17 protein-coding genes are annotated in these 21571 nt (G+C 72.0%); 1 reads left to right on the top strand and 16 read right to left on the bottom strand.

Annotation, left to right across the window (positions count from 1 at the left end):
- Positions 1-47 precede the first annotated feature (47 nt).
- From JYK18_RS14065 to JYK18_RS14050, 4 genes are all read right to left on the bottom strand, one after another.
- Positions 48-3038: a tetratricopeptide repeat protein gene (locus JYK18_RS14065; protein WP_307795903.1), complete on the bottom strand. Its 2991-nt coding sequence runs from the start codon at positions 3036-3038 to the stop codon at positions 48-50.
- Between the two features lie 66 nt (positions 3039-3104).
- Positions 3105-4160: an iron-containing alcohol dehydrogenase family protein gene (locus JYK18_RS14060; protein WP_206802500.1), complete on the bottom strand. Its 1056-nt coding sequence runs from the start codon at positions 4158-4160 to the stop codon at positions 3105-3107.
- Positions 4157-5596, bottom strand: coding sequence for an aldehyde dehydrogenase (locus JYK18_RS14055; RefSeq protein ID WP_206802499.1), 1440 nt, complete (start codon positions 5594-5596; stop codon positions 4157-4159). Before JYK18_RS14055 ends, JYK18_RS14060 begins: the two co-directional genes overlap by 4 nt.
- Positions 5596-6702: a mandelate racemase/muconate lactonizing enzyme family protein gene (locus tag JYK18_RS14050; RefSeq protein ID WP_206802498.1), complete on the bottom strand. Its 1107-nt coding sequence runs from the start codon at positions 6700-6702 to the stop codon at positions 5596-5598. The genes JYK18_RS14055 and JYK18_RS14050 overlap by 1 nt, the downstream gene beginning before the upstream one ends.
- A gap of 123 nt (positions 6703-6825) precedes the next feature.
- Here JYK18_RS14050 and JYK18_RS14045 point away from each other — a divergent pair, with 123 nt between their 5' ends.
- Positions 6826-7611, top strand: coding sequence for an IclR family transcriptional regulator (locus JYK18_RS14045; protein ID WP_206802497.1), 786 nt, complete (start codon positions 6826-6828; stop codon positions 7609-7611).
- On the opposite strand, the gene JYK18_RS14040 is transcribed toward JYK18_RS14045, so the two are convergent.
- The 12 genes from JYK18_RS14040 to lanKC form a co-directional block, all read right to left on the bottom strand.
- Positions 7602-8570, bottom strand: coding sequence for a glutamate ABC transporter substrate-binding protein (locus JYK18_RS14040; protein ID WP_206802496.1), 969 nt, complete (start codon positions 8568-8570; stop codon positions 7602-7604). The genes JYK18_RS14045 and JYK18_RS14040 overlap by 10 nt on opposite strands.
- Positions 8567-10012, bottom strand: a complete 1446-nt coding sequence (locus JYK18_RS14035; RefSeq protein WP_242579105.1) for a hypothetical protein — start codon at positions 10010-10012, stop codon at positions 8567-8569. Before JYK18_RS14035 ends, JYK18_RS14040 begins: the two co-directional genes overlap by 4 nt.
- A gap of 92 nt (positions 10013-10104) precedes the next feature.
- Positions 10105-10740 (bottom strand): response regulator transcription factor, encoded by a 636-nt coding sequence (locus JYK18_RS14030; protein WP_206802495.1) that lies wholly within the window; start codon positions 10738-10740, stop codon positions 10105-10107.
- Positions 10737-11852: a sensor histidine kinase gene (locus tag JYK18_RS14025; protein ID WP_206802494.1), complete on the bottom strand. Its 1116-nt coding sequence runs from the start codon at positions 11850-11852 to the stop codon at positions 10737-10739. The genes JYK18_RS14030 and JYK18_RS14025 overlap by 4 nt, the downstream gene beginning before the upstream one ends.
- Positions 11853-11982: 130 nt before the next feature.
- Positions 11983-12186, bottom strand: coding sequence for a cold-shock protein (locus JYK18_RS14020; protein WP_206802493.1), 204 nt, complete (start codon positions 12184-12186; stop codon positions 11983-11985).
- 247 nt (positions 12187-12433) lie between these two features.
- Complete coding sequence (locus JYK18_RS14015; RefSeq protein WP_206802492.1) at positions 12434-12610, bottom strand: hypothetical protein; 177 nt, start codon at positions 12608-12610, stop codon at positions 12434-12436.
- A 103-nt stretch (positions 12611-12713) separates the two neighbouring features.
- Positions 12714-14351, bottom strand: a complete 1638-nt coding sequence (locus JYK18_RS14010; RefSeq protein WP_206802491.1) for a thiamine pyrophosphate-binding protein — start codon at positions 14349-14351, stop codon at positions 12714-12716.
- A gap of 116 nt (positions 14352-14467) precedes the next feature.
- Positions 14468-15007: a hypothetical protein gene (locus JYK18_RS14005; protein ID WP_206802490.1), complete on the bottom strand. Its 540-nt coding sequence runs from the start codon at positions 15005-15007 to the stop codon at positions 14468-14470.
- A 9-nt stretch (positions 15008-15016) separates the two neighbouring features.
- On the bottom strand, positions 15017-16738 hold the full coding sequence (locus tag JYK18_RS14000) for an ABC transporter ATP-binding protein (RefSeq protein ID WP_206802489.1): 1722 nt from the start codon (positions 16736-16738) through the stop codon (positions 15017-15019).
- A complete protein-coding gene (locus tag JYK18_RS13995; protein ID WP_206802488.1) occupies positions 16735-18408 on the bottom strand; it encodes an ABC transporter ATP-binding protein in 1674 nt (557 codons plus the stop codon). The genes JYK18_RS14000 and JYK18_RS13995 overlap by 4 nt, the downstream gene beginning before the upstream one ends.
- Positions 18409-18526: 118 nt before the next feature.
- A complete protein-coding gene (locus JYK18_RS13990; RefSeq protein ID WP_206802487.1) occupies positions 18527-18673 on the bottom strand; it encodes a SapB/AmfS family lanthipeptide in 147 nt (48 codons plus the stop codon).
- 22 nt (positions 18674-18695) lie between these two features.
- Positions 18696-21266, bottom strand: a complete 2571-nt coding sequence (gene lanKC / locus JYK18_RS13985; protein ID WP_206802486.1) for a class III lanthionine synthetase LanKC — start codon at positions 21264-21266, stop codon at positions 18696-18698.
- Positions 21267-21571: the final 305 nt, after the last annotated feature.

Below are 21571 nucleotides of genomic sequence, written 5' to 3'. Positions count from 1 at the left end.
TGTGGCTTTCACTGCGGATTCCGCAGTGAAAGCCACATTCACCGCACTCAGGTGAGCGTGCGTGGGCGGATGGCGTTTGCCTTGTCCACCAAGGCGATTCGTTGATCCGTCGTACTGACGAGCCGGGCCAGGGTGCGGTAGCAGCGTTCCAGGCCGAAGCGGAGTTCCCGCTCCGAAGCCAGTTCGCAGCCCAGCACCTTCAGCCCGCGATGCGTCTCCGGCTTCGCGGCGCCCGCGCGCACGAAGCCGTACGCCGCTTCCAGCACCTCCGCCGAGAGCCGCGTGCGGCGTTCCGCGTCGAGCGAGAGGCGTTCGATGCGAGCGCCGGCGTCGAGCAGGTCGCGGTCCGAGGCCACACCGGACTCCCGGTTCGGCCGCGTCTTGATCTTGATCGCGGCCACCTGCGCGGCGATGTAGTGCGAGGACGAGGACGAAACCGACTCCAGCACCTCGATCGCGCCCGCCCGCGCGCCCTGCGCCAGGTACACCCGCGCCAGGCCGAACGCGGCGCTGACGTAGCTGTGGTCGGTCTTCCACACCAGCTCGTAGAACCGGGACGCGCCGAACGGGTCGCCGTTGGCCTCCGCGCTGATCGCCAGCGCCAGCTTCGGCGCGATCTCACCGGGCAGTTCGTCGTAGACCGCGTCGAAGGCCACCTGCGCCACCCGCGGCCGCCCGCCGGCCAGCTCGATCAGGCCGCGGTACCAGTCGATCCGCCAGTCGTGCGGGAATCCGTTCTTGACCGCCAGGTACTGCGCGGCCTGCAGCTGGCGGTTGGCCTCGGCCAGTTCGCCCAGCTCGATCCGCGCCCGCACGATCCGCAGTCGCACCTCGATCGAGTTGTGCGGCGCGTTCACCAGCGCCTCGATCGCCTCGCGCGGATCGGCCGCGGCGGTGGTGGCCAGCACGCCCGCCGCCGGGTCGTCGGTGTCGACCTGCGGCACCGGCAGCCCGCCGACCACGTCATCCGGACTGGGCAGCGGCACCGGCCGGCCCGCCTCCGGCACGTCCATGTCCACCCCGAACGACCGGGTCTCCGGGCCGAACACGGTGGACGCGCCGGGCCGCGGTTTCCCGGTGCCCATGGCCATGATCTCGCGCAGCACACCGGTGAGCTGGTCGCCCATCTCCTCGGCGGAGAGGAACCGGCGGTCCGGGTCGGCGTGCGTGGACCGCTTCAGGAACCGGTGGTACGAACCGAAGAGCGCGAACAGCGGCACCTGGTCGACCGGCGGCAGGGTGGACTTGTACTTGTTGGTGTAGCCGGTGAACTCGAAGCTCAGCACGGCCAGCGTGCGGCCGACGGTGTAGAGGTCCGAGGCCACCGAAGCGCCGTGCGTGGCCAGTTCGGGCGCGCTGTACCCGGTGGTGAAGAACAGCGGGCTCTCGTAGTCGTCCATCCGCCGGACCGCGCCCATGTCGATCAGCTTGAGCTGCTCGTGGGTCTGGATCACGTTGTCCGGCTTGAGGTCGCAGTAGAGCAGGTTCTGGCTGTGCAGATAGCCCATCGCGGGCAGGATCTCCAGCCCGTAGGCGATCACCTGGCCGATCGGCAGCGGCTCGGCGCGGCCCGCGGTGCGGTGGTGGGCCAGGGCGAGCTGCCGCAGCGACTGACCGCCGATGTACTCCATCACGATGTAACCGACGGAGTTGCCGGTGACCGAGTCCGGGTGCTGCACGAAGTTGTAGATCTTGACGATGTTCGGGTGCTCGACCTCGGCGAGGAACCGGGTTTCGTTCACCGCGGCGGCCATCGCGGTGGCGTCACCGGTGTCGATCAGTCCTTTGAGGACGACCCAGCGGTCGCTGACGTTGTGGTCCTGGGCCAGGTAGATCCAGCCGAGGCCACCGTAGGCCAGCGCGCCGAGCACCTCGTACTGCCCGCCGACGATCTCGTGCGGGCGCAGCTTCGGCTTGAACGAGAAGGCGTTGCCGCACTTGGCGCACACGCCCTCGGGCGAGCCGGGCTGGCCGTCCTTGCCGCGGCCGACCTTGGCCGAGCAGTTGCCGCAGAAGCGCTTCTCCTCCGACACCATCGGGTCGGTGAGCACGGCGGAGGCGGGGTCGCGGTAGGGCACCTGCGGGACGTCGACCAGCCCGGCGCCGAGGCGGCCGCGGCGCGAGGTGCGCGAGCCGGTGCGGCGGGAGGTGCCGGGGAAGGCGCCGGAGCCGGTGTGCGGGCCGGTGCCCGTTCCGGTGCCGGTCCCGGTGCCGCGGCCGGTGCCGGTGCCGGGGGACATGCCGTCGCTGCTGCTGGGCGGGAGCACGCTCTCGGTGCCGGGGTCGGGCAGCTGCATCGGGCCGCTCGGCTCGGGCATCGGCGGGGGCGGCGTGATGCTCTGGGTCGCGGGCGCGGGGGCGGCGAGCACGCTGGTCGGCTGGGCCTCCGCGGCCTGCGGCTGCGACGGCGGCTGGCGGCGGGGCACCTGGCCCGGGCGCACGCCCTGGGGCTGACCCGCTTGGGGAACGCGGCCCGCCTGCTGCGCGGGCTGGCTCGATGGGCCCTGCGCGTAACCGGACTGCTGCTGGCCTGCTCGGCCCTGCGCGGGGAAGGGCTGGCTGCTCGGTCCCTGGGCCGGCAGCCCCTGCGGTGGGGACGACGGCCCCTGCTGCGCCGACTGGCCGCGCTGGCCCGCCGAAGCGGCCTGGCCGCGTTGGTCCGGCGAGGCGGGCGCACCTTGCGAGTCCGCCTGGCCGCGCGAAGCGGCCCGGCCTTGCGAGGCGGACTGGCCCGACGAAGCCGACTGGCCCGGCGAAGCGGGAGTGCCCGACGAAGCGGGCGTGCCCGACGAAGCGGCCGGGGCCTGCGTCGAGCGTTGTACCGGGCGCATGTCCTGCACCGTCGGTTGTTCCTGGGCTGGGCGCCGGTTCGGCTGGTGGACCGTTCGGTCGGCTTCGGCCACCTGGTCACCGCCGCCGAGTACGTCCGGCGACAACCGCCAGCCGGTGCCCTGGTCGTCGTCGGCGGGCGGCTCGGTCCAGCCACCGCCGGGCTCGTCCGGCGCGGCGTGCCTCGGCCGGCGTGGCTCCTCCGACACTGCGTACCTCCAAGCGACCGCGGATCTCCCCGCCTGATCCTAGATGGTCGCCTGCCGCCGAGTGCCTTACAGCGCCGATGCGAGCAGGTCGATCGCCTCCGGCGGGCTCGGCCGCAGCGGCGCGTTGTCGGTGACCGGGTCGGCGAGCGCCGCCGCGACCAGGTCCGGCACCAGGTCACGGGTCACGCCGAGCTGCGCGAGCGTCGGCCGCACCCCCACCCGGTCCAGCAGCTCACCCGCCATGCCGATGGCCGAGTCGTACCCACCGGCCAGCGCCACCTGCGCGTACGCGGGCGCCGCCGCGGTCGCGGAGTAGCGCATGACCGGCTCCAGCACGCCCGACAGCGCCAGCCCGTGCGAGATGCCGAGCCGCGCGGTGATCGCGTGACCGAATCCGTGGACCAGCCCCAGCCCGGACCGCGTCAGCGCCAGCCCGGCCAGGTGCGCGCCGAGCAGCATGCCCGCGCGCGCCTCCAGGTTCGCCCCGTCCTGCACGGCCACCGGCAGCCACCGCGTCACCTTCGCGATCGCGCGCCCCGCGTACCGGATGGACTCCGAGTCCGCGCGCGGCGAGGACAGCGATTCGATCCCGTGCACCAGCGCGTCCACCCCGGTCACCGCGGTGACCCGCGGCGGCAGGCCGACGGTCAGCTCCGGGTCCAGCACCACCGCCACCGGCCGCACCGACTCGTGTCCCAGGTAGACCTTCCGCCCGGCGTCCTCGAACACGCCGAAGCCGTTGGTCTCCGCGCCCGTGCCCGCGGTGGTCGGCACCGCGATCACCGGCTGGCCGTCCGCCCCCGGCCCGGCCGCCTGCAGCGAGATCGCCTTGGCCGCGTCCAGCGCGGAACCGCCGCCGACCCCGAGCACCGCGGCCGGACCGTACCGCCGCAGCACCTGCCCGCCCTCCTCGATGATCGACACCGACGGGTTCGCGCGCACGCTTTCGTAGCAGCCATAAGGAATCCCGGCGCGTTCCAGCACGCGCAGCACCCGCCCGAGCACGCCGGTGGCGCGCAACCCGTTGTCGGTCACCACAAAGACCCGCCGGTACCCGAGTTCGTCGAGCACCGCGGGCAGCGCGCCGGTGGCGCCGATGCCGAACTCCACCCGCGTCCTCATGAGAGGTCGAACCAGGTCGTCTTGAGCCCGGTGTACCCGTCGAGCGCGTGCAGCGACTTGTCCCGCCCGCCGCCGGTCTCGCCGAAGCCGCCGAACGGGGTGATCACGTCGCTGGCGTCGAAGGTGTTGACCCACACCGTGCCCGCCCGCAGCCGCGCGGCCACCCGGTGCGCGGTCCGGAAGTCGGCCGTCCACACCGAGGCGGCCAGGCCGAACCGCGTCTCGTTGGCGATCCGCACGCCCTCCTCCAGCTCGTCGAAGGTGGTGGTGACCAGCACCGGCCCGAAGATCTCCTCCTGCGCCACGGTGGCGGTGTTCGGCACGCCCTCCAGCACGGCGGGCTCGACGTACCAGCCACCGGTCTCCTCGTGCAGCCGCCGCCCGCCGTGCACGGCCGTCGCCTCCTCCTGCCCGACATCGAGGTAACCGAGCACGGTGGCCAGCTGGGTGTCGTCGATGACCGGGCCGATGGTGGTCGCCGGGTCCAGCGGATCGCCGACGGTGAACCCCGCCAGCACCTTGCGCACCGCGTCCACCAGGTCCGCGGCGATCGAGGAGTGCACCACCAGCCGCGACCCCGCGTTGCAGGTCTGCCCGGCGTTGTAGCAGAAGCCCCAGGCGATCGACTCCGCCGCTTTGTCCACATCGGACACATCGGCGAGCACCAGCTGCGGTGACTTGCCGCCCGCCTCGATCGAGATCTGCTTGCCGTTGGACGCCGCCGCGTACCCGAGGAAGGCGCGCCCGACCGGCGCCGAACCGGTGAACGCGATCTTGTCCACCGACGGGTGCAGCCCCAGCGCGCGACCGGCGGTCTCGCCGAACCCGGTCACCACGTTGAGCACTCCGTCCGGCAGACCGGCCTCGGCGGCCAGCCTGGCCAGCACCAGCGCGGACAGCGGCGACTGCTCGGCGGGCTTGAGCACCACGGAGTTCCCGGCGGCCAGCGCCGGGGCCAGCTTCCACGACGTGATCAGCAGCGGGTAGTTCCACGGGACCACCGCGCCGATCACGCCCAGCGGCTCGCGGCTGACCAGCGCGAGCGCGTCGCCGCCGGTCGGCGCGATCTCGCCGTAGACCTTGTCGATCGCCTCGGCGTACCAGGTGAAGGTGTCGGCCGCCTTGGCCACGTCGACCCGGCTCGCCTCCCCGATCGGCTTGCCGGTGTCCATGCTCTCCACGCGCGCCAGTTCCTCGGAGTTCACGCGCATCAGGTCGGCCAGCTTCAGCAGCACGCGTTTGCGCGCCGCCGGTGGCTGCGACCGCCAGCGGCCGTCCTCGAAGGCGCGGCGGGCGGCGCGGACCGCGAGGTCGACGTCCTCGCCGTGCCCCGACGCCACCTCCGCGAGCGCGCTGCCGTCCCTCGGCGCGGTGGTGGTGAAGGTCTCCCCGGCGACGGCGTCCACAAAGGACCCGTCGACGAACAGGCGTTCCATCACGCGGTCCTGGTGGCGTCGATGGCGGATTCGTCGAGGTCGATCCCGAGTCCGGGCGAAGCGGGTACCACCAGATCACCGTCCACATCGATCATCAGCGGCTGGGCGAGCATGAAGTCCCGGCGAGCCGGGGTCCAGCCGGGCGGGTCGTACGGGAACTCGAAGTACGGGGTGGCGCCCACCCCGGCGGCCACGTGCAGGTTGGCCAGCACGCCGATGCCGTTGGTCCAGCTGTGCGGGGTGAACTGGCGGTGCTTGAGCCGCGCCAGTTCGGCGAGCGTTCGGGCCCGGTGCATGCCGACCGCCAGCACCACGTCCATCTGGTACACGTCGAGCGCGTCGGCTTCCAGGTAGGACAGCAGTTCCGGGATCGACGACTGCATTTCACCGGCGGCGATCCGCACCCCGGTCGAGCGCAGCGCCTTGAACCCGGCGACGTCGGCGTAGGGCAGCGGTTCCTCCACCCAGAACACGTCGAGCTCGGCGAGGCGGCGAACCACCCCGCGCACCTTCGCGAAGTCCATCGCCGGTTCGACGTCACCCGGCATCCGCCACGACTGGTTCAGGTCGACCATCAGGTCCACCCCGTCACCGAGCGCCTCGCGGACCGCCCGTACCACGTCGACGCCTTCGTCGAGGCGCCGCGAATCGATCCGGATCTTCAGCGCGCGGAAACCGGTCTTCGCCATTTCCAGCGAGGCTTCGACGCGTTGCTCCGCGGTCTTCAGCTCACCGGTGGAAGCGTAGGCGCGCAACCGTTTCGCCGCGTTGCCGAACAGCATGGACACCGGCTGCCCGCTCGCTTTGCCGATGATGTCCCACAACGCCGCTTCCAGCGGCCAGTACTTGGCACCGTGGAAGTTGGCCGATTCGATGGCGCGCACGTGGCGCGAGATGTCCAGCGGGTCGGTGCCGAGGAACAGGTGGCGGTAGGCGTCGAAGCCGGCCATGGTGTCGCCGGAGCCGATGCCGGTCAGCCCGGCGTCGGTGTGCACGCGCACCACCGTCGCGTCGAACGCGGTGCGGGGCACCGGATCCCACGCGGCGGCGAACGGCGGGTCCAGCTCCAGCCGGAGCTGGTCCACGGTGATGTCGACGATTTTCATCGGCACCCTCCCCCTCGGTGGCGAACGCCGAAGTTACGTTCACGGCCGAGGAGTCACAAGGGGCATAGGCCGAATCGGAATCGTTGTTGCGCTGGTGGCAACTACCGCGCATATGCTGGTCCGGTGCCCCGGGACCCGCAGCGAGGCGCCGGCCTGCGCCGGGACTTCGCCCTGCTCGAAGCGCTCGCCTCGCCGGAGGCCGCCGCCGCGGACGGGCTCGGCGTGCTCCGGCTGGCCGAGCTGACCGGCCGCGAGAAGAGCCAGGTGTCCAGGGCGATGCGTGCGCTGGCCGAGGAGGGCGTGGTCGAGCGGCACCCCGGCACGCTGCGCTACCAGCTGGGCTGGCGGCTGTTCGCGCTGGTCTCGCGGGCCGCCGAGACGCGGCTGGAGCGGCAGGCCGAACCGGTGATGCACCGGCTGGCCGCCGAAGTCGAGGAGACCACGCACCTGTGCGTGTTGCGGGAGAACGGCGTGCTGACGGTGTTCTCGGTGTCGCCGGGCCACTCGTTCCGGCTGGCGGGGAGCGAGGGGCACTCGACGCATTCGGCGTGCACCTCGGTCGGTCGGGTGCTGCTGACCGATCTCACCCCGGACGAGCTGCACATCCGGTTCGGCACCACCGAACCGCTCTGCGCCGAGCACCCGATCCGGCCCCGCAGCATCGCCGAGCTGTGGGTGGAGCTGAACCGGGTGCGCGAGCGGGGGTACGCGGTGGTCGACGAGGAGTACGAGCCGGGGCTGGTCGGGGTGTCCGCGCCGATCAGGGACTTCCGCGGCCGAGCCGTGGCGGCGCTGAACCTCGCCGCGCCGAAGTCACGCCTCGGCGACCGCCTGCACGACGCGGGCCGCCGCACCCGCCACGCGGCGGGCGAGATCTCCGCCCTGCTCGGCCACCGGCCTCAGCGGTAGGTCGGCTGCGGTGGGTTCGCCGGGCCAAGGCTTTCCGAGAGCCAGCGGTTGTAGCTCTCCTGCCACGGCCCGTTCCGCACGCCCTCCAGCACCGCGTTCACGAACTTGATCATGTCCGTGTTCTGCTTCGGCACGCCGATGCCGTAGGACTCCACGGTGAACGGCTCGCCGACCACCTTGGTCGTCGGGTCCTGCTCGGCCATGCCGGCCAGGATGGTGTCGTCGGTGGACACCGCGTCCACCTGGTTCTGCTGGAGCAGCACCATGCAGTCCGACCAGTTCTCCACGGTCACCAGCACCGGGTTGTTCACGTCCGCGGCGATCACCTTCGACGAGGTCGAGGTGCTGGTCGCGCACACCCGCTTGCCCGCCAGGTCGGCGAGGCTGCGGACGTTGGCGTTCTTCGGCGCGAGCAGCCGCTGCCCGGCGGTGTAGTAGACCGACGAGAACCCGATGTCCTTGAGCCTGCCGCAGGTGATGCTGAACGTCCGCACCACGATGTCCACCTCGTTCTGCTTCAGCAGCTCCGTCCGCTGGGCCGAGGAGATCGCGCGGTACTGGATGTGCGAGCGCCACGCGTTGCCGAAGATGGCCTTCGCCACCTCGTTCGCGATGTCGATGTCGAACCCCTCCAGCTCACCGCTGGTCGGGTTGCGGAAGCCGAACAGGTAGGTGGTCTGGTCGACGCCGACGATCAGCTGCCCGCGTTCCTTGATCTTGTCCATGGTCGAACCGGGCGGCATGCCGGTGCCCTCCGGGCGCAGGCTCGCCGTGGCGTTGCAGTCCTCGCCCTTGGGCTCGGGCGGCGGTTCGGCGCCCTCCACCACGTTCGCCGGGAGCGGCCGCGCTGCCGACGCGATCGGCGCCGGCTCCACCGGGGTGCCCGCGCTCCCGCACCCGGCGAGCAACACGCCCACCGCGAGAAGTGCCAGTGCGATCCGGGTCCTCTTGTGCGTCATCGGTACTCCATCAGCCTTTCCCGGATCCCCATCGTCGCCCCGGCCGCGGCGATCACCGCGAGCACGGCGACCCCGGGCGCCAGCAGGGTCAGCGCGCCGTCGGCGAAGGAGGTCTCGTCGAGGAACTCCTGCCTGCCGTCCTTGATCACCTCGACCAGGCTCTCGTCCATCCGCAGGAAGGCGCCGGTGGACCCGTCGGCCATCCGCTCGTCGATGGCCAGGCTGACGGCTTCGTCGTACTTCCCGCTGTCGTCGTTCTCGCGGACCTTGCGGTGCGCCTGCAGCCAGGTGCCCGCCTCGGTGATCGCGCGGTCGACCTGCTCGGTGTCACCACCGTCGGCGGCCAGTGTGCGCAGCTCACCGAGCAGCCCGCCCTTGCCACCCGCTTCGGGCGGGCCGACCATCTTCGTGGTCAGCTCGGTGAACTCCTTCTCGTACTTGGCGCCGTCCCCGCGCGCGACCAGTGTCAGCGTCTCGTCCGCCCTGGCCTGCTGCGCGGCGATCCGCGCCTGCACCGCGAGGTCCACCTGGCGGGTGCCGTTCTCGCTGCCGCTGCCGACCGCGATGCCCTGCACCACCAGCGCCACCGCGCTCCAGAGCAGCGCGAGCACCACCGCGCCGGTGGCCACCAGCAGGCCGACGTTGAGCACGCGGTTGGTCCGGCGCTTGAGGTGGACCTGGGTGGCGATCAGCGACCCGAGCAGCGCGAGCACGAGCACGCCGGCCACCCACGGCACGTCGGTGGCGTCGTCCTGCTCGGTCAGCAGCCGCTCGGTGTCGATGCGGTAGAGGTCGGCCGCGGCGGGCAGGATCTTCGTCCGCATCAGCTCGGACGCCTCGCGCAGGTAGGAGGCACCGGCCGGGAAGCCCTGGCGGTTGTTCGCGCGGGCCGTCTCGATCAGCCCGGTGTAGACCGGGAACTGCTGGTTGATCACGTCGACCTGGGCGGCCGCCTCGGGCACCCCGCCCGCGTCGGAGGCCGCCTTCGCCAGCGCGGAACCGGCCTGCGCCACGTCCAGCTCGTACCGCGACCGCAGCGCGGGCGGTTCGGTGCCGGTGGCGAGGAAGGCGCTGGCCGCGGTCGCGTCGGCGTCCGAGAGCGAGCGGTACACCTGCTGCGCCGCCACCGCCAGCGGTTCGCGGTGGTCGATCAGCTCGTTGATGGTGTCCTTCTTGCCCTGCACCGAGATCGCGCCGATGATGCCGGCGATCAGCGCGAGCAGCACCAAGCCGACCGCGATCACCGACAGCCTGCCCGGCGTGGCCGCGGCCGACCGCACCACCGCGCGCACGGCCAGTCCCGGCAGCGCGAAGAGCCCGGCGAGCCCGGTCCGCGTCTCCGCCGTGGTCGGCGGCGGTTCCGCGCCCGGCCCGCGCGGCGGCCCGGAGCTGGGCGGCCGGGGCGGCGTCGCCACGCTGCCGGTGCTACCGGTGCTCGTCATCGGATTCCTCCACCCCTCCTGCGTACGCGCATGAACGTATAGGAGATACCGCGACCGTCACCACCGACCTGCGGGGCACAACCGAATCGAAATCAGCCCAGCTCGTGCTGGTACGCATAGCGCACGGCTTCCGCGCGATTCCGGACGCCGATCTTCGCGAACGCGTTGTTGATGTGCGTTTTGACCGTGGTTTCCCCGATGAACAGCCGCGCCGCGATCTCGGCGTTCGTCAGCCCGCCGCCGATCAGGCCCAGCACCTCCGCCTCGCGCGTGGTCAGCCGATCGGGCGGCACGCGGGTGGCCGGCGGCGCGTCCAGCGCCTCGACCAGGCGCTGGGTCACCGCCGGGTCGAAGGCCGACTGACCGGCCACCGCGCAGCGCAACGCGGTGGCGATCTCCGTCCGCCCGGCGTCCTTGGTCAGGTAACCGCGGGCCCCGGCGCGCAGCGCGCCGCCGATCGACTCGTCGTCCGCGTAGGTGGTCAGCACGACCACCGCGATCCCGGGGTGCTCGGCGGTGATCCGGGTGGTCGCCGCCACCCCGTCGAGCACCGGCATGCGCAGGTCCATCAGCACCACGTCGGCCTCGGTCCCGGCGGCGAGCAGGTCGAGCACCTGGCGGCCGTTCGCCGCGGTCCCGGTGACCAGCACGTCCCCGGCCATGCCGAGCAACGCGGCCAGGCCCTCGCGCACGGCCTGCTGGTCGTCCGCGACGATGACCTTGATCATCGCCGCACCTCCGCCGTCACCAGCCATCGCTCTCCCCCGTCCGGTCCCGCGTTCAGGGTGCCACCGGCCAGCTCCAGCCGCTCGCGCATACCGGTCAGCCCGAAGCCCTTCCCCCGACCGGGTCCCGGCGGCAGCCCGTTCGCCACCTCGAGGCGAACGCCCTGGTCACCGGACCGCAGCAGCACCTCGACCCGCGCCCCGGGGGCGTGCTTGGCCGCGTTGGTCAGCGCTTCGCGGGCGACCGCGGTCAGCGCCACGGTGGCCACCGTCGGCACCGCGACCACCTCACCGCACAGGTCAAGGTCGACCGGACCGCGATCGCGCCGGTGCACCTCGACCAGCCGGGCGACCGCCTCCGGCAGCGACGGCAAGTCCTGGCGCAGCGCGGCCACCGCCTCGCGGGCCTCCCCGAGCCCGTCCACCGCCAGCCGCCGCGACCGGCGGATCGTGGTGAGCGCGGCGTCGCGGTCGTCGCGCTCGGCCAGCAGCGCCTCCGCCAGTTCGAGCTGAACCCCCAGCGCGCCAAGGGAATGCGCGAGCACGTCGTGGATCTCGCGGGCGATGCGGGTGCGTTCGTCGAGCGCCGCCGCCCTGGCGTGCTCGGCGTGGGCGAGGCGGGTCTGTTCGAGCAGCTGCTCGGTCTGCCGCACGCGGAGGTCGGTCTGGCGGCGGTTGAGCCCGCACAACGCGGAGACCAGCACCGCGGCGGACGCGCCGCCGACGTCCCAGGCCGGGCGGTCCCAGAGCAGGCAGCTGCCGATCACCAGCACCAGGTCGAGGCCGACCACTGCGGCGATCAGCCGGCCACCGGCGATGGTGAGCCCGGCGAACCGCCCGATGGTGAGCAGGGTGATGATCGTCGCGGTCAGGCCGGCGGCGGGCCCGGCCAGCGCGGCGGCGGTCGCGGTGGAGACGACCAGCATCGGCACGGCGAGCCGCGGCCGCCTGCCCAGGGTCGCCACGAAGACCAGCCAGGCCGCGGCCGACACCCCGTACCCGGCCCAGACCCACGGGTCGCGGTCGTCGGAGACGATCAGGAAGAAGGCGATCAGCACCGTGCCGAGGCCCTGGATGATCACCCAGGACGGGGCGATGCCACCGGAAGACTTCACCTGGTCAGCCTAGGTGCGCGCCCGGCTCGCGGAACCCGCCCGAGGGTGGAGAACCGGGTGGAGATACGGCGAAGGGGCCGCCACCGGTAGCAACGGTGACAGCCCCTTCGTCGAAGAGCTGAGGGTCAGGTCAGATGACGTTGACCGAGGTGGCCTGCGGGCCCTTCTGGCCCTGGCCGATCTCGAACTCGACGCGAGCGTTCTCCTCCAGCGTGCGGAAGCCGTTGCCCTGGATCTCCGAGTAGTGAACGAAGACGTCGCCGCCGCCGTTGTCGGGAGTGATGAAGCCGAACCCCTTCTCGGAGTTGAACCACTTCACGGTGCCCTGAGTCATATAAAACAATCTCCATGCGTAAAAACAAACGAGGGGCCAGGCCGGCCACCCGGGTCAAAACGGAACGGTTTGCCTCCCCGAGTGGGGAACGCACTACGCCCGCTAAGTCTTGCGAGCGTGGCTGAGAAGAGAACGGGTGTCAGCACCCAGCACGAACACAAAAGCTTGAGACCACCGGAAGTAAAGCACACAACCGGGGCCGCCCGCCAGTGATGAGGCCCGTCCGGGTGATCTGCCCGACCCGGAGCTATTCCCCGGTCCGCCTGCCGCTCGCCACCTCGGCCGAGAACGGGGACCGGGTGACCGCGTCCCGGTCGGCCGCGCTGGTCATCGACTTGATCGGCTCCGGCGCCTCGGTGTTGCTGAAGGCCACCGGCGCCACGCCGGAGGTCCTGGCCGGATGCCCCGCTGTTTCGTTCCCCATGTTCGCCACCCTCTCTCCGCGGACCCCGTACCGCTCGGTCCGTGTGCCGCCGATTGTGCCACGGCGGACCGACAAAAACCGGTCAGTGAGAAGGCTTCGCGCGTCAGCTCTCCAGCCGGGACCGGAGCATGCTGCTCAGCCGCTGGTCGGGGGCGATCACGTCGGGATCGGTGCGCACGTCGACCACGCACGGCCGCTGCCGCATCAACGCGCTGGCCAACGCCGGTTCGAGCTCCTCCTGGTCGTTGACGGTGTACCCGGCCGCGCCCAGACCCCTTGCCCAGGAAGCGAAATCCACCGTTCCGACGGCCACAGAGGACAACCGGCCGTGCGAGCGGGCCTGGTGCGCGGCGATCGCGCCGTAGAGGCCGTTCTGGAACACCACCACGATCACCGGGGCCCGGTGGCGCACCGCGGTCTCGATCTCCTGCCCGGTCATCAGCGCGCCGCCGTCGCCGACCATGGCGACCACGGTCCGGTGCGGTTCGGCCAGCTTCGCGGCCACCGCGGCGGGCACCGCGTAGCCCATCGCGCCGTTGCACGGGCCGAGCTGCGTGCGCGGCTGGGTGAAGCACCAGTACCGGTGGACGAAGGCGGCGAAGTTGCCCGCGTCGCTGGTCACCACGGTGTCCTCGGGGGCCAGCTGGCGCAGCGAGCGCACCACGTCGGCCGGGTGGACCGGTCCCGAGGTGCCGCGCTGCGGTGGGCGCATGAACTCCTTGACCGCCTGGTGCGCGACCGTCCAGTTGCGCTTGCGCGGTTTGGCGGCCTGCCGGAGTTCGCTGAGGAACCGGGCCACGTCGGTGTCGACGTGGAAGGTCAGGCCGCGCCGCCGCGGCCCGGGACGGCCGCCGCCGACCATCACCAGCGGCTGGGTGTAGGCCGGGTAGCGGTACCGCTGCGTGGTCACCTCGTCCAGCCGGGTGCCCAGCGCGAGCACCAGGTCCGCCTGCTCCAGCGCGCGGAGCTGGTCGTCCGGGACGTGGTGGCCGAGGTGGCCGACGTAGTTCGGGTGGTTCTCCGGGAAGGCGTCCTGCCTGCGGAACGCGGTGTAGACGGCCAGGCCGAGGTGGTCCACCGCGTCGATCAGCTGCTTGCGGGCCAGCCGCACGCCGCCACCGGCGATGATCACCGGGTACCGCGCGTCGTCGACCAGCCGCGCCACCTCGCCGGCCAGCCGCTCCAGCGAGCCGGGCGGCACGGCGACCTCGGCCGGTCGCTGCACCACGCTCTCGAACGGGCGCGCCCAGAAGTCGGCGGGCACGGAGAGCACGGCGGGCCCCTGGCGGCCGGTGTTCACCGCGTGCAGCGCCTCGGCGAGCAGGCCGGGCACCTCGTCCGGGGTGGCCGCCTGCGCCGTCCACTTGGCCAGCGGCGCGTACAGCCGGACCAGGTCGACCTCCTGGAAGGTCTCCTCGCCGAGGTCGCCGGAGGGTACCTGGCCGAGCAGCACCACCATCGGCGTCTCGTCCTGGAAGGCGGTGTGCACCGCGGCCGTCATGCTCGCCGCGCCGGGACCGCTGCCCGCCACCGCGACCGCGGGGGTGCCGCAGAGCTTGCCGTCGGCGTCGGCCATGAAGGCGGCGCCGGCTTCGTGGCGCGCGGAGACCAGGTTGAGGCGGGGTTCCACCTGGAGCGCTTCCAGCAGGTCGACCACGGATTCACCGGGAACCGCGTACGCGCGTCGCACCCCGGCCTCGGCCAGGAGGCGCACCACGGTGCGCGCAACGGTCAACCCCATGCGGCGTGCCACCCTTCGGTCCGCCCGAGCGCGGGTTATCGTACCCGGTTCCGGCCGGAGACGATCAGGAAAATTGTGCCAGTCTTACTGGTGAGTAACAAGGGGCCGGTCGGCGGTCAGCTCTCCGGGGCCGGGTCCACCAGCGGCCGCAGCGGCACCACGATGTGCTCGTTGAGCCATTCGCACTGCCTGCTCCAGAGCACCAGCGCGGCCGGGTCGGGGCAGGGCGCGCCGTCCACCTGTTCCCCGCGCGACCAGCGCTGGACCCACTCGGTGATGGCGATGCAGACGTCCAGCGCGGCCGAGCCCCAGCGGTACCGGTCCTCCCAGCCGCGCAGTTCCACCACCCCGCCGGACTCCGGCACCTCGGCTTCGACCTCGGCGAGGCGGTTCACCACCGGGAAGAGGATCTCCAGTTCCGAGCGCCCGTCGCCGCCGCGCAACCGCAGGATCGCCGCCACCCGCGGATCCGGTTCGCGCTCCGGCACGCCGGCCGCGTGCTGGTCGAGGCGGCGCCGGATGATCCCGCGCAGGGTGGCGATGTGCTCGCGGAAGAGGCTGAGGTAGCCGGGGTGGAACACGCCGACCCAGTGCTCGCCGCGCCGGTCCCAGCTGACCCCGCCGTCGAACGGGTTGCCATCGGTTTCCGCAGTCACGGCGGTAGGTTACGAGGCCCGCACCCGCTCGGGCGGGCCGGTCCAGGCACGCATCATCTCGGCGTACCTGGCAGACTCGGCCAGCAGCCCTTCGTGCGTGCCCAGCAGGGTGTGGTCGCCGTCCATCACCAGGAGGCCGTTCGCCCGCAGCGCCGAGCTGAGCCGGTGCGCGATGACCACCAGAATCCCGCCCCTCGCGGCGAAAGCCCGTTCCGCGTGGGCTTCGGCGGCCGGGTCGAGGTGGGCGGTCGCCTCGTCCAGGATGATCACTTCCGCCTGGCTCGCGTACACCCTGGCCAGGCCGAGCAACTGGGCCTGCCCGGCGGAAAGCCCTTCCGCGGCGTGGCCGATTTCGCCGTACAGCCCGCCGAGGCGGTCCACGAGTGCCCCGGCGCCGACCGCACGCGCGGCTTCGTGCAACCGGTCGTCGGTCGCCTCGGGGGCGAACAGCGCCAGGTTCTCCCGCACGGTCCCGGCGAAGACGTACGCCTCCTGCGGGATCAGCGCCACCATCCGGTGCACCGACTCCGCCCGCACCGACCGCACCGGCACCCCGCCGAGCCGCACCACGCCATCCTGCGGTTCGAGCTGTCCGGTGAGCAGCCCGGCCAGGGTCGACTTGCCGATCCCGCTCGGGCCGACCACCGCGAGGTGGTCACCGGGCACCAGGTCCAGATCCAGCCCGCGCACCACCGGTTCCGCGTGCTCGCCCCAGCCGAACGTCAGTCCCCGCACGGAAATCGCCGCGCCCGCCGGTTCGGCGTCACCGCTGGGTGGTTCCGGCGAACCGGCCACTTCGGACAGTCGGCGGACGGCGACCAACAGGCGCAGCACCACCGTGCTCGCGGTGGACGCCAAGCCCTGCAGTGCGGGCTGCATGGTGGTGGCGAGGTAGACCAGCGAACCGAGCGCGGCGCCGGCGGTCAGTTCCCCCGCGGCCACCATGCCGGGTGCGTTGAGCAGCACCAGGATCAGCGGGGAGAAGCCGCCGATCGCGATGACCAGCGTGCGCAGCGCGGTCGCCTTCGCCATCCGGACCGCGGCGCGCGCCTGGTCGTCGACGGCGTCGAACACCGCCATGCCCGCGGTCTGCTCGGCCCCGCACGCCACCACGTCCCGCATGCCGACGAGCACCCCACCGGCCACCTCCGCGGTGCGTTCGTCCGCGATGGCCACCGCGCGCTGACGGGCCGCGAGCGCGGGCAGCAGGCAGGCGAACAACGCGAGCGCGGTCAGCACCGGGATCGCCACCAGCCACGCCAGGCCGCCCGCCACGGTGAACAACCCGGCGATCGCGGCGACCGTGGTCACCAGCATTCCGCGTGCCTGCACCAGGAGCCCGGCCGTGGCGTCGCGGATGACCTCGACGTGCTGCGTGATGCGGGCGACCCCGCTGGCGTCGGGCGCGTTCCGGCTGGTGGCACCGTTGCGCAGGACACCGCCGACCACCGCGGTCACCAGTGCGTCGCGCAGGGGTTCGATCACCATGCCGAGCTGCCGCCACACCAGCCGTGACCCCAGTGCGCCGACCACCGCGACCAGCGCGAAGACCAGCAGCCACAGCACGCCGGTCAGCGGTGCGCCCGCGGCGAACCCGCGGTCCACGGACAGCGCGACCAGCCGCCCGGACAGGAAGGCGGGCACGCTTTCCAGCACCGAACAGCCGAACAGGACCAGCCCGCCCCGCCACTGCCTGCCGAGCGATCCCCAGTACAACCGGACGACGCTCATCGCTCGGTGTCCACAACGGACTCGGTGAAAACCGAGCGGTAGCCGGGTTCCTGCCACAGCACGTCGTGCGGGCCGACCGCCCGCACGCGCCCGTTTTCCAGCCACGCCACCAGATCCGCGCGGGCCGCGGTCCCGGCCCGGTGCGTGACCACCAGCCGGGTGCGCCCCGGCAGCGCGGTTTCGATGGCTTCGTCGACCTGGACCTCGGTGACCGTGTCGAGGCTGGCGGTCGCGTCGTCGAGCACCAGCACACGCGGGTTGCGCACGATCGCGCGCGCCAGGCCGAGCCGCTGGGCTTCCCCACCGGACAACGGGGTTTCCGACAACGGCGTGCGGTAACCGTCGGGCAGGCGCACCACCAGATCGTGCACCTGCGCGGTCCGGCACGCGTTGCGGACGGCGATCTCCCCGGCCCACGTCCCGTACGAGACCGCGTCGGCAACCGTGGCGCCGAGCAGCGCGGGCCGCTCGAACGCGTAGGCCACGTAGTACCGCAGCACCTCGGGCCGCAGGCGGCCGGTGGACACGCCGTCGAGCAGTACCCGGCCCTCCTCCGGCCGGATCAACCCGCCGACCACCCCGACCAGCGCGGACTTGCCGGACCCGGATTTCCCCACCACGGCGAGAAAGGTGCCGCCGGGAATGGTCAGGTCCACTTCGGACAGCGCGCCGGGAACGGTGACCCGCCGCAGTTCCACCGAACCGGGACCGGGGCGCACATCGGCGCGGCCGCGGTGCGGCAGCGGTTCGTCGAGCACCTCGCTGATCCGCTGCGCGCACGAGCGCGCCCTGGCCAGCGTGGTGAGCAGCGGGATCTGACCGACCAGGCCCATGCCGAGCGCGACGTACCCGAGTGCGGCGAGCACGTCGCCGACGCTCAGGCGGCCTTGCAACACGCCGAAACCGGCGGCGATCAGCACCGCGACCTCGACCGCGGGCAGCAGGAGGGCGGCACGCCAGATCATCCGCGCCTGGGTCTGCCACATCCCGGACCCAGCCCGGCCGAGTTCGGGCAGCGGGCGCAGCACCCGGCGCGTCTCGCGCTCGGCGGTGCCGGAGGCGGCGATGGTCCGCAGGCCGCGGATGGCGTCGAGCAGGCGTGCGCCGATCTCGCCGGACACGCGCTGGTAGGTCAGCACGTCGTCGGCGGTGTGCCGGAGGTGGGAGCGGGCCAGCCAGAGCGCGACCGGCACGCTGCCGAGGAAAACCAGGGCGAGCCGCCAGTCCAGCACCGCCAGCAGCACGATGGCGCCGGCCGAGAGGCAGGCCGCCGAACCCAGCTGCACCAGGATGGAGGCGACCGAACCGGCGCTCACGCAGTCGCCGGTGAGCCGGCTGATCGCGTCGCCGTCGGCGAACCGCGAGCGGGTGCCGAGGCCGAGCAGGTGCCGGGTGAGCCGTCGCCGCAGGGTCGCGGTGGCCGTGCTGGTGACGACCACGGTGAGCAGTCCGCCGAGCACGTCGGCGGTGATGTCGATGGCGCCGAGGCCGAGCAGCCACAGCACCTGGGGCCAGCTGCGCTGGCCGGAGATCGCGGCGTCCACCGCGCCGGCGAGCGCGCCGGGCAGCAGCAGGCCCGCGGTGGTCGCGGTGAGCGCGGTCAGCAGCACCAGCCCGAGCCGGGTGCGGTCCCCGCCGGCCACCTCGGCCAGCAACCGATCACCCCGCATCGGCGTGTCCCACCTTCCGAACCACTGTTGCCCGCCTGCCCGTACCGGGTTAGATAAGAACGCGGGAGCGGCGCACTTGGCCTGTGCCGCTCCCGCGTCTCGCCTAGCCGCGCCTAGCTCAGTGGCAGGTCAGCAGGGAGATGGTGCTGTTGTCGCAGGAGGCGAGCAGGCTCAGGTTCGAGCCGCCACCGCCGCCACCGCTGCCGCCGCCGAACTGGGGGCCCTCGGTGTCTTCCATGGCCTGCAGGTCCAGAACGAGCTCCATGGGAGTTCCTTTCGTCGGGTGTTCATCCGCCGGTCGTGCTCGACCGGGGTCCGGGGGACAGGAACGGCAGCACGGCGCCGTTCCCGTCGAGGGTGGCGGCCAGGGCGAGGAGCACCCCGGCACCGCCGGTGTAGAGGTCCATCGACAACCGCAGCAGCTGGTTGCCCGGGAAGGCGAGCCCGTCCCGGTACGGCAGCGCGTACCAGGCGAACCGCGACAGGTGCAGGTCCACCGCCGCCCGCGCGACCGGGTCACCGGTGCGCTGGACCTCGGCGAACAGGGTGGCCATCAGCCCGGCGCGGCCGAGCATCAGGCCGGGGTGGATGGCGAACTCACCGCGGCAGGCGTCCAGCAGCCGCGGCAGCTTCTCCAGGCAGGGCGCGTCCGGCCGGTGCGCGGCCAGCTGCTCGGCGGCCATCGCCACCCCGGCACTGCCCATGCCGACGTACGGCAGCGTCCGGGACCCGCCGTCGCGCACCTGCAGTGAGCCGTCGTCGGCGGGCACGCACTCCTCGAGGTCGCGCTCGACCGCCTTCGCCGCCAGGTCCAGCCAGGCCTGGTCGCCGGTGGCCTCGAACAACCGCACGAACAGCACGCCCGGCCCGGACCAGCCGCTCATCAGCCCGGCCCTGGCGTACTGCAGCGGTCCGCCGTCGGTGCCCAGCGCGTCGCCGAGCTGCTCGCCGATGGTGATCGCGGCCTGCTCGAACTCGCTGTCCCGCCGGGTCCCGGCGAAGTGCAGGTAGTTCAGGCCGATCCCGGCCAGCCCGCCTTCGAGGTTGTGGTCGGTGGTGGTCTGGACCAGGCGCCGGGAGGCCGCGATCAGCTCGTCGGCCCGGTCGTGGTGCCCGAAGTTCTCCAGCACGTAGGCGATGCCGTGCGTGCCGTCGTAGAAACCGGGGCGGCTGGGCGGGGTCCGGCGGACCGCGTCGAGCAGCCACTGCTCGTGCTCGGGGTACCGGCCCTCCCCGGTGACGTGCAGCGCGTGCAGCACGCCGGCGGCACCGTAGCCGAAGCCGAGCCCGCCGACCTCGAACTGCTGGATGTCACCGGGGAAGAGCCGGTCGTGCCGGTCCGGGGTGGCACTGGCCAGTATCGCCGTCGCGATCGACTTGCGCACCAACGCCCAGTCCGGCTTGGTCTCGTCGAGCGGGGTGACGGCCGGACGCGACTCGGCGTCCCCGCGCGGGGTGAGCACGTCGAGAATGCTCCGGCCGTACCCCTCGGGCAGGGGGAACCGGCGCTCGGCGAACTCCACCAGCGAAGCGATCTTGGCCGGCGCCAGTTCGAGGATCGTGTTGAGCGGCAGGAACAACCACAGCCGAAGCGCGGCCAGCGCGTACTCGTCGATCTCGAAACCGGTGCGATCCCGCTGCGCGCGGAAGCCGGGCGCGCCGAGCGCCGGCTTGGCCTCCTCCTCGATTCCCGCCGCCAGCTCGAAATCGATCAGGGAGACCGCGTCGTCGTTCTCGTCGTCCACCAGCACGTTCAGCGCGTGCAGGTCACCGAAGACCACCCCGCGTTCGTGCACCTCGGCGACCAGCCGCTCGACGCGGCCGAACAGCGCCAGCGCGCGCTCGGTGTACTCGGCGATGTCCTGCTCGGTGGCGTCCCGCCTGGTCAGCGGGTAGTTGCGGGCGAGCCAGGAGCCGACCGGCTTGCCCGGCACGAACTGCATCGCGAGGAAGTGGTGCTCCCAGACCTGGAAGCGGTCGTAGACCTCGGGAATGCCGGGGATGCCCGCCAGTCGCTGGAGGATCCGGTGCTCGCGTTCGAGCCGCGCCACCGCGTCCACCAGGTCGCGGTCCAGGCCGGCGTGCGGACGCGCTTCCTTGAGCACCAGCTCGTGGTCGTCGGCCAGCCGCTTGGCCAGGTAGACCCCGCCGCCGTTGGAGAAGTGCAGCGATTTCGACACCTGGTACGGGAACTGCGCGGGATCGCCGCCCTTGCGGGCCGCCAGGTGCGGCGCGAGGCATTCCGGCAGCTCGATCCAGTCCGGCACGTGGAAGCTCGGCCCGCGCTTGTCCGGTACCAGCGTGCCGTCCGGCTTGCTGATCGCCAGCACCCGGGTGCCGTCGGCTTCCACCCACTGCTCGGCGAAACCGCCGTAACGGGCGTAGAGCGGCCCTTCCCCGTAACGGAGGTCGCTGAGAATGTACGGGCCGGACTCACCCTTCAGCTCGGCGGAAAGGTCGGCCAGCACCCGCTGGAGACTCTCTTCATCCGGCGGATAAATGGTTATCAGCTTGCCACTACCATCTCGCGGCGCATATTTCGAATTGCGCGCCAGCAGGATCGCCCGGCTGCGCAGGTGCTTGAAGGCGATGCGGTGCTCGACGCAGTAGGCAGCCACCGCGAGCAGTACCCGCTCGGCGTTCGCCATCCCGGCCGAAACATGGATCTTCCAGCCCTGAGCAGGCAAAACCGCGTCCGCCGGGGACAGCGAGCGCCAGATCCCGCGCTCGCCGGACCGCCACCCGGAGTCCAGCGACGGCAGCAGCGCGGCGAAATCTTCCTTCGCCTGGCTGTCGTCGCGCTGTTCGTCGAAGAACAGCGGATCCGCGAAGCAGAATGCTTCGTACCGGAGGTCCATCCAGCAGAGACCTTTCTCAAGGGGATTTCCCGGCGGCCGATCGCCGTTTGGGATGCCGCAATATTTCCGCACGCCGGGGGGCCGGCGGCCAATCCGCCATTTCGGCGTTTCGGCCGAGCCGACCGGACCATCGACACTGGGCGTACTGACGAGTAGGTCAACACTGTGTCAACATCACCAAAAGTTGGTTCACCCGGTCGGTGCGTAACGAGCAAGGTCATCGACATAGGTGCTGGTAGGACCGCTTAAGGAAAGTGCACTAATTCATTCTAACGAGATCGTCCGACTTGGTGATCGGTTTTCCT

This window comes from Amycolatopsis sp. 195334CR (assembly GCF_017309385.1).
GTDB lineage: Bacteria > Actinomycetota > Actinomycetes > Mycobacteriales > Pseudonocardiaceae > Amycolatopsis.
The sequence above is the reverse complement of the archived record's forward strand: the minus strand, read 5'-3'. Positions and strand labels throughout refer to the sequence as shown.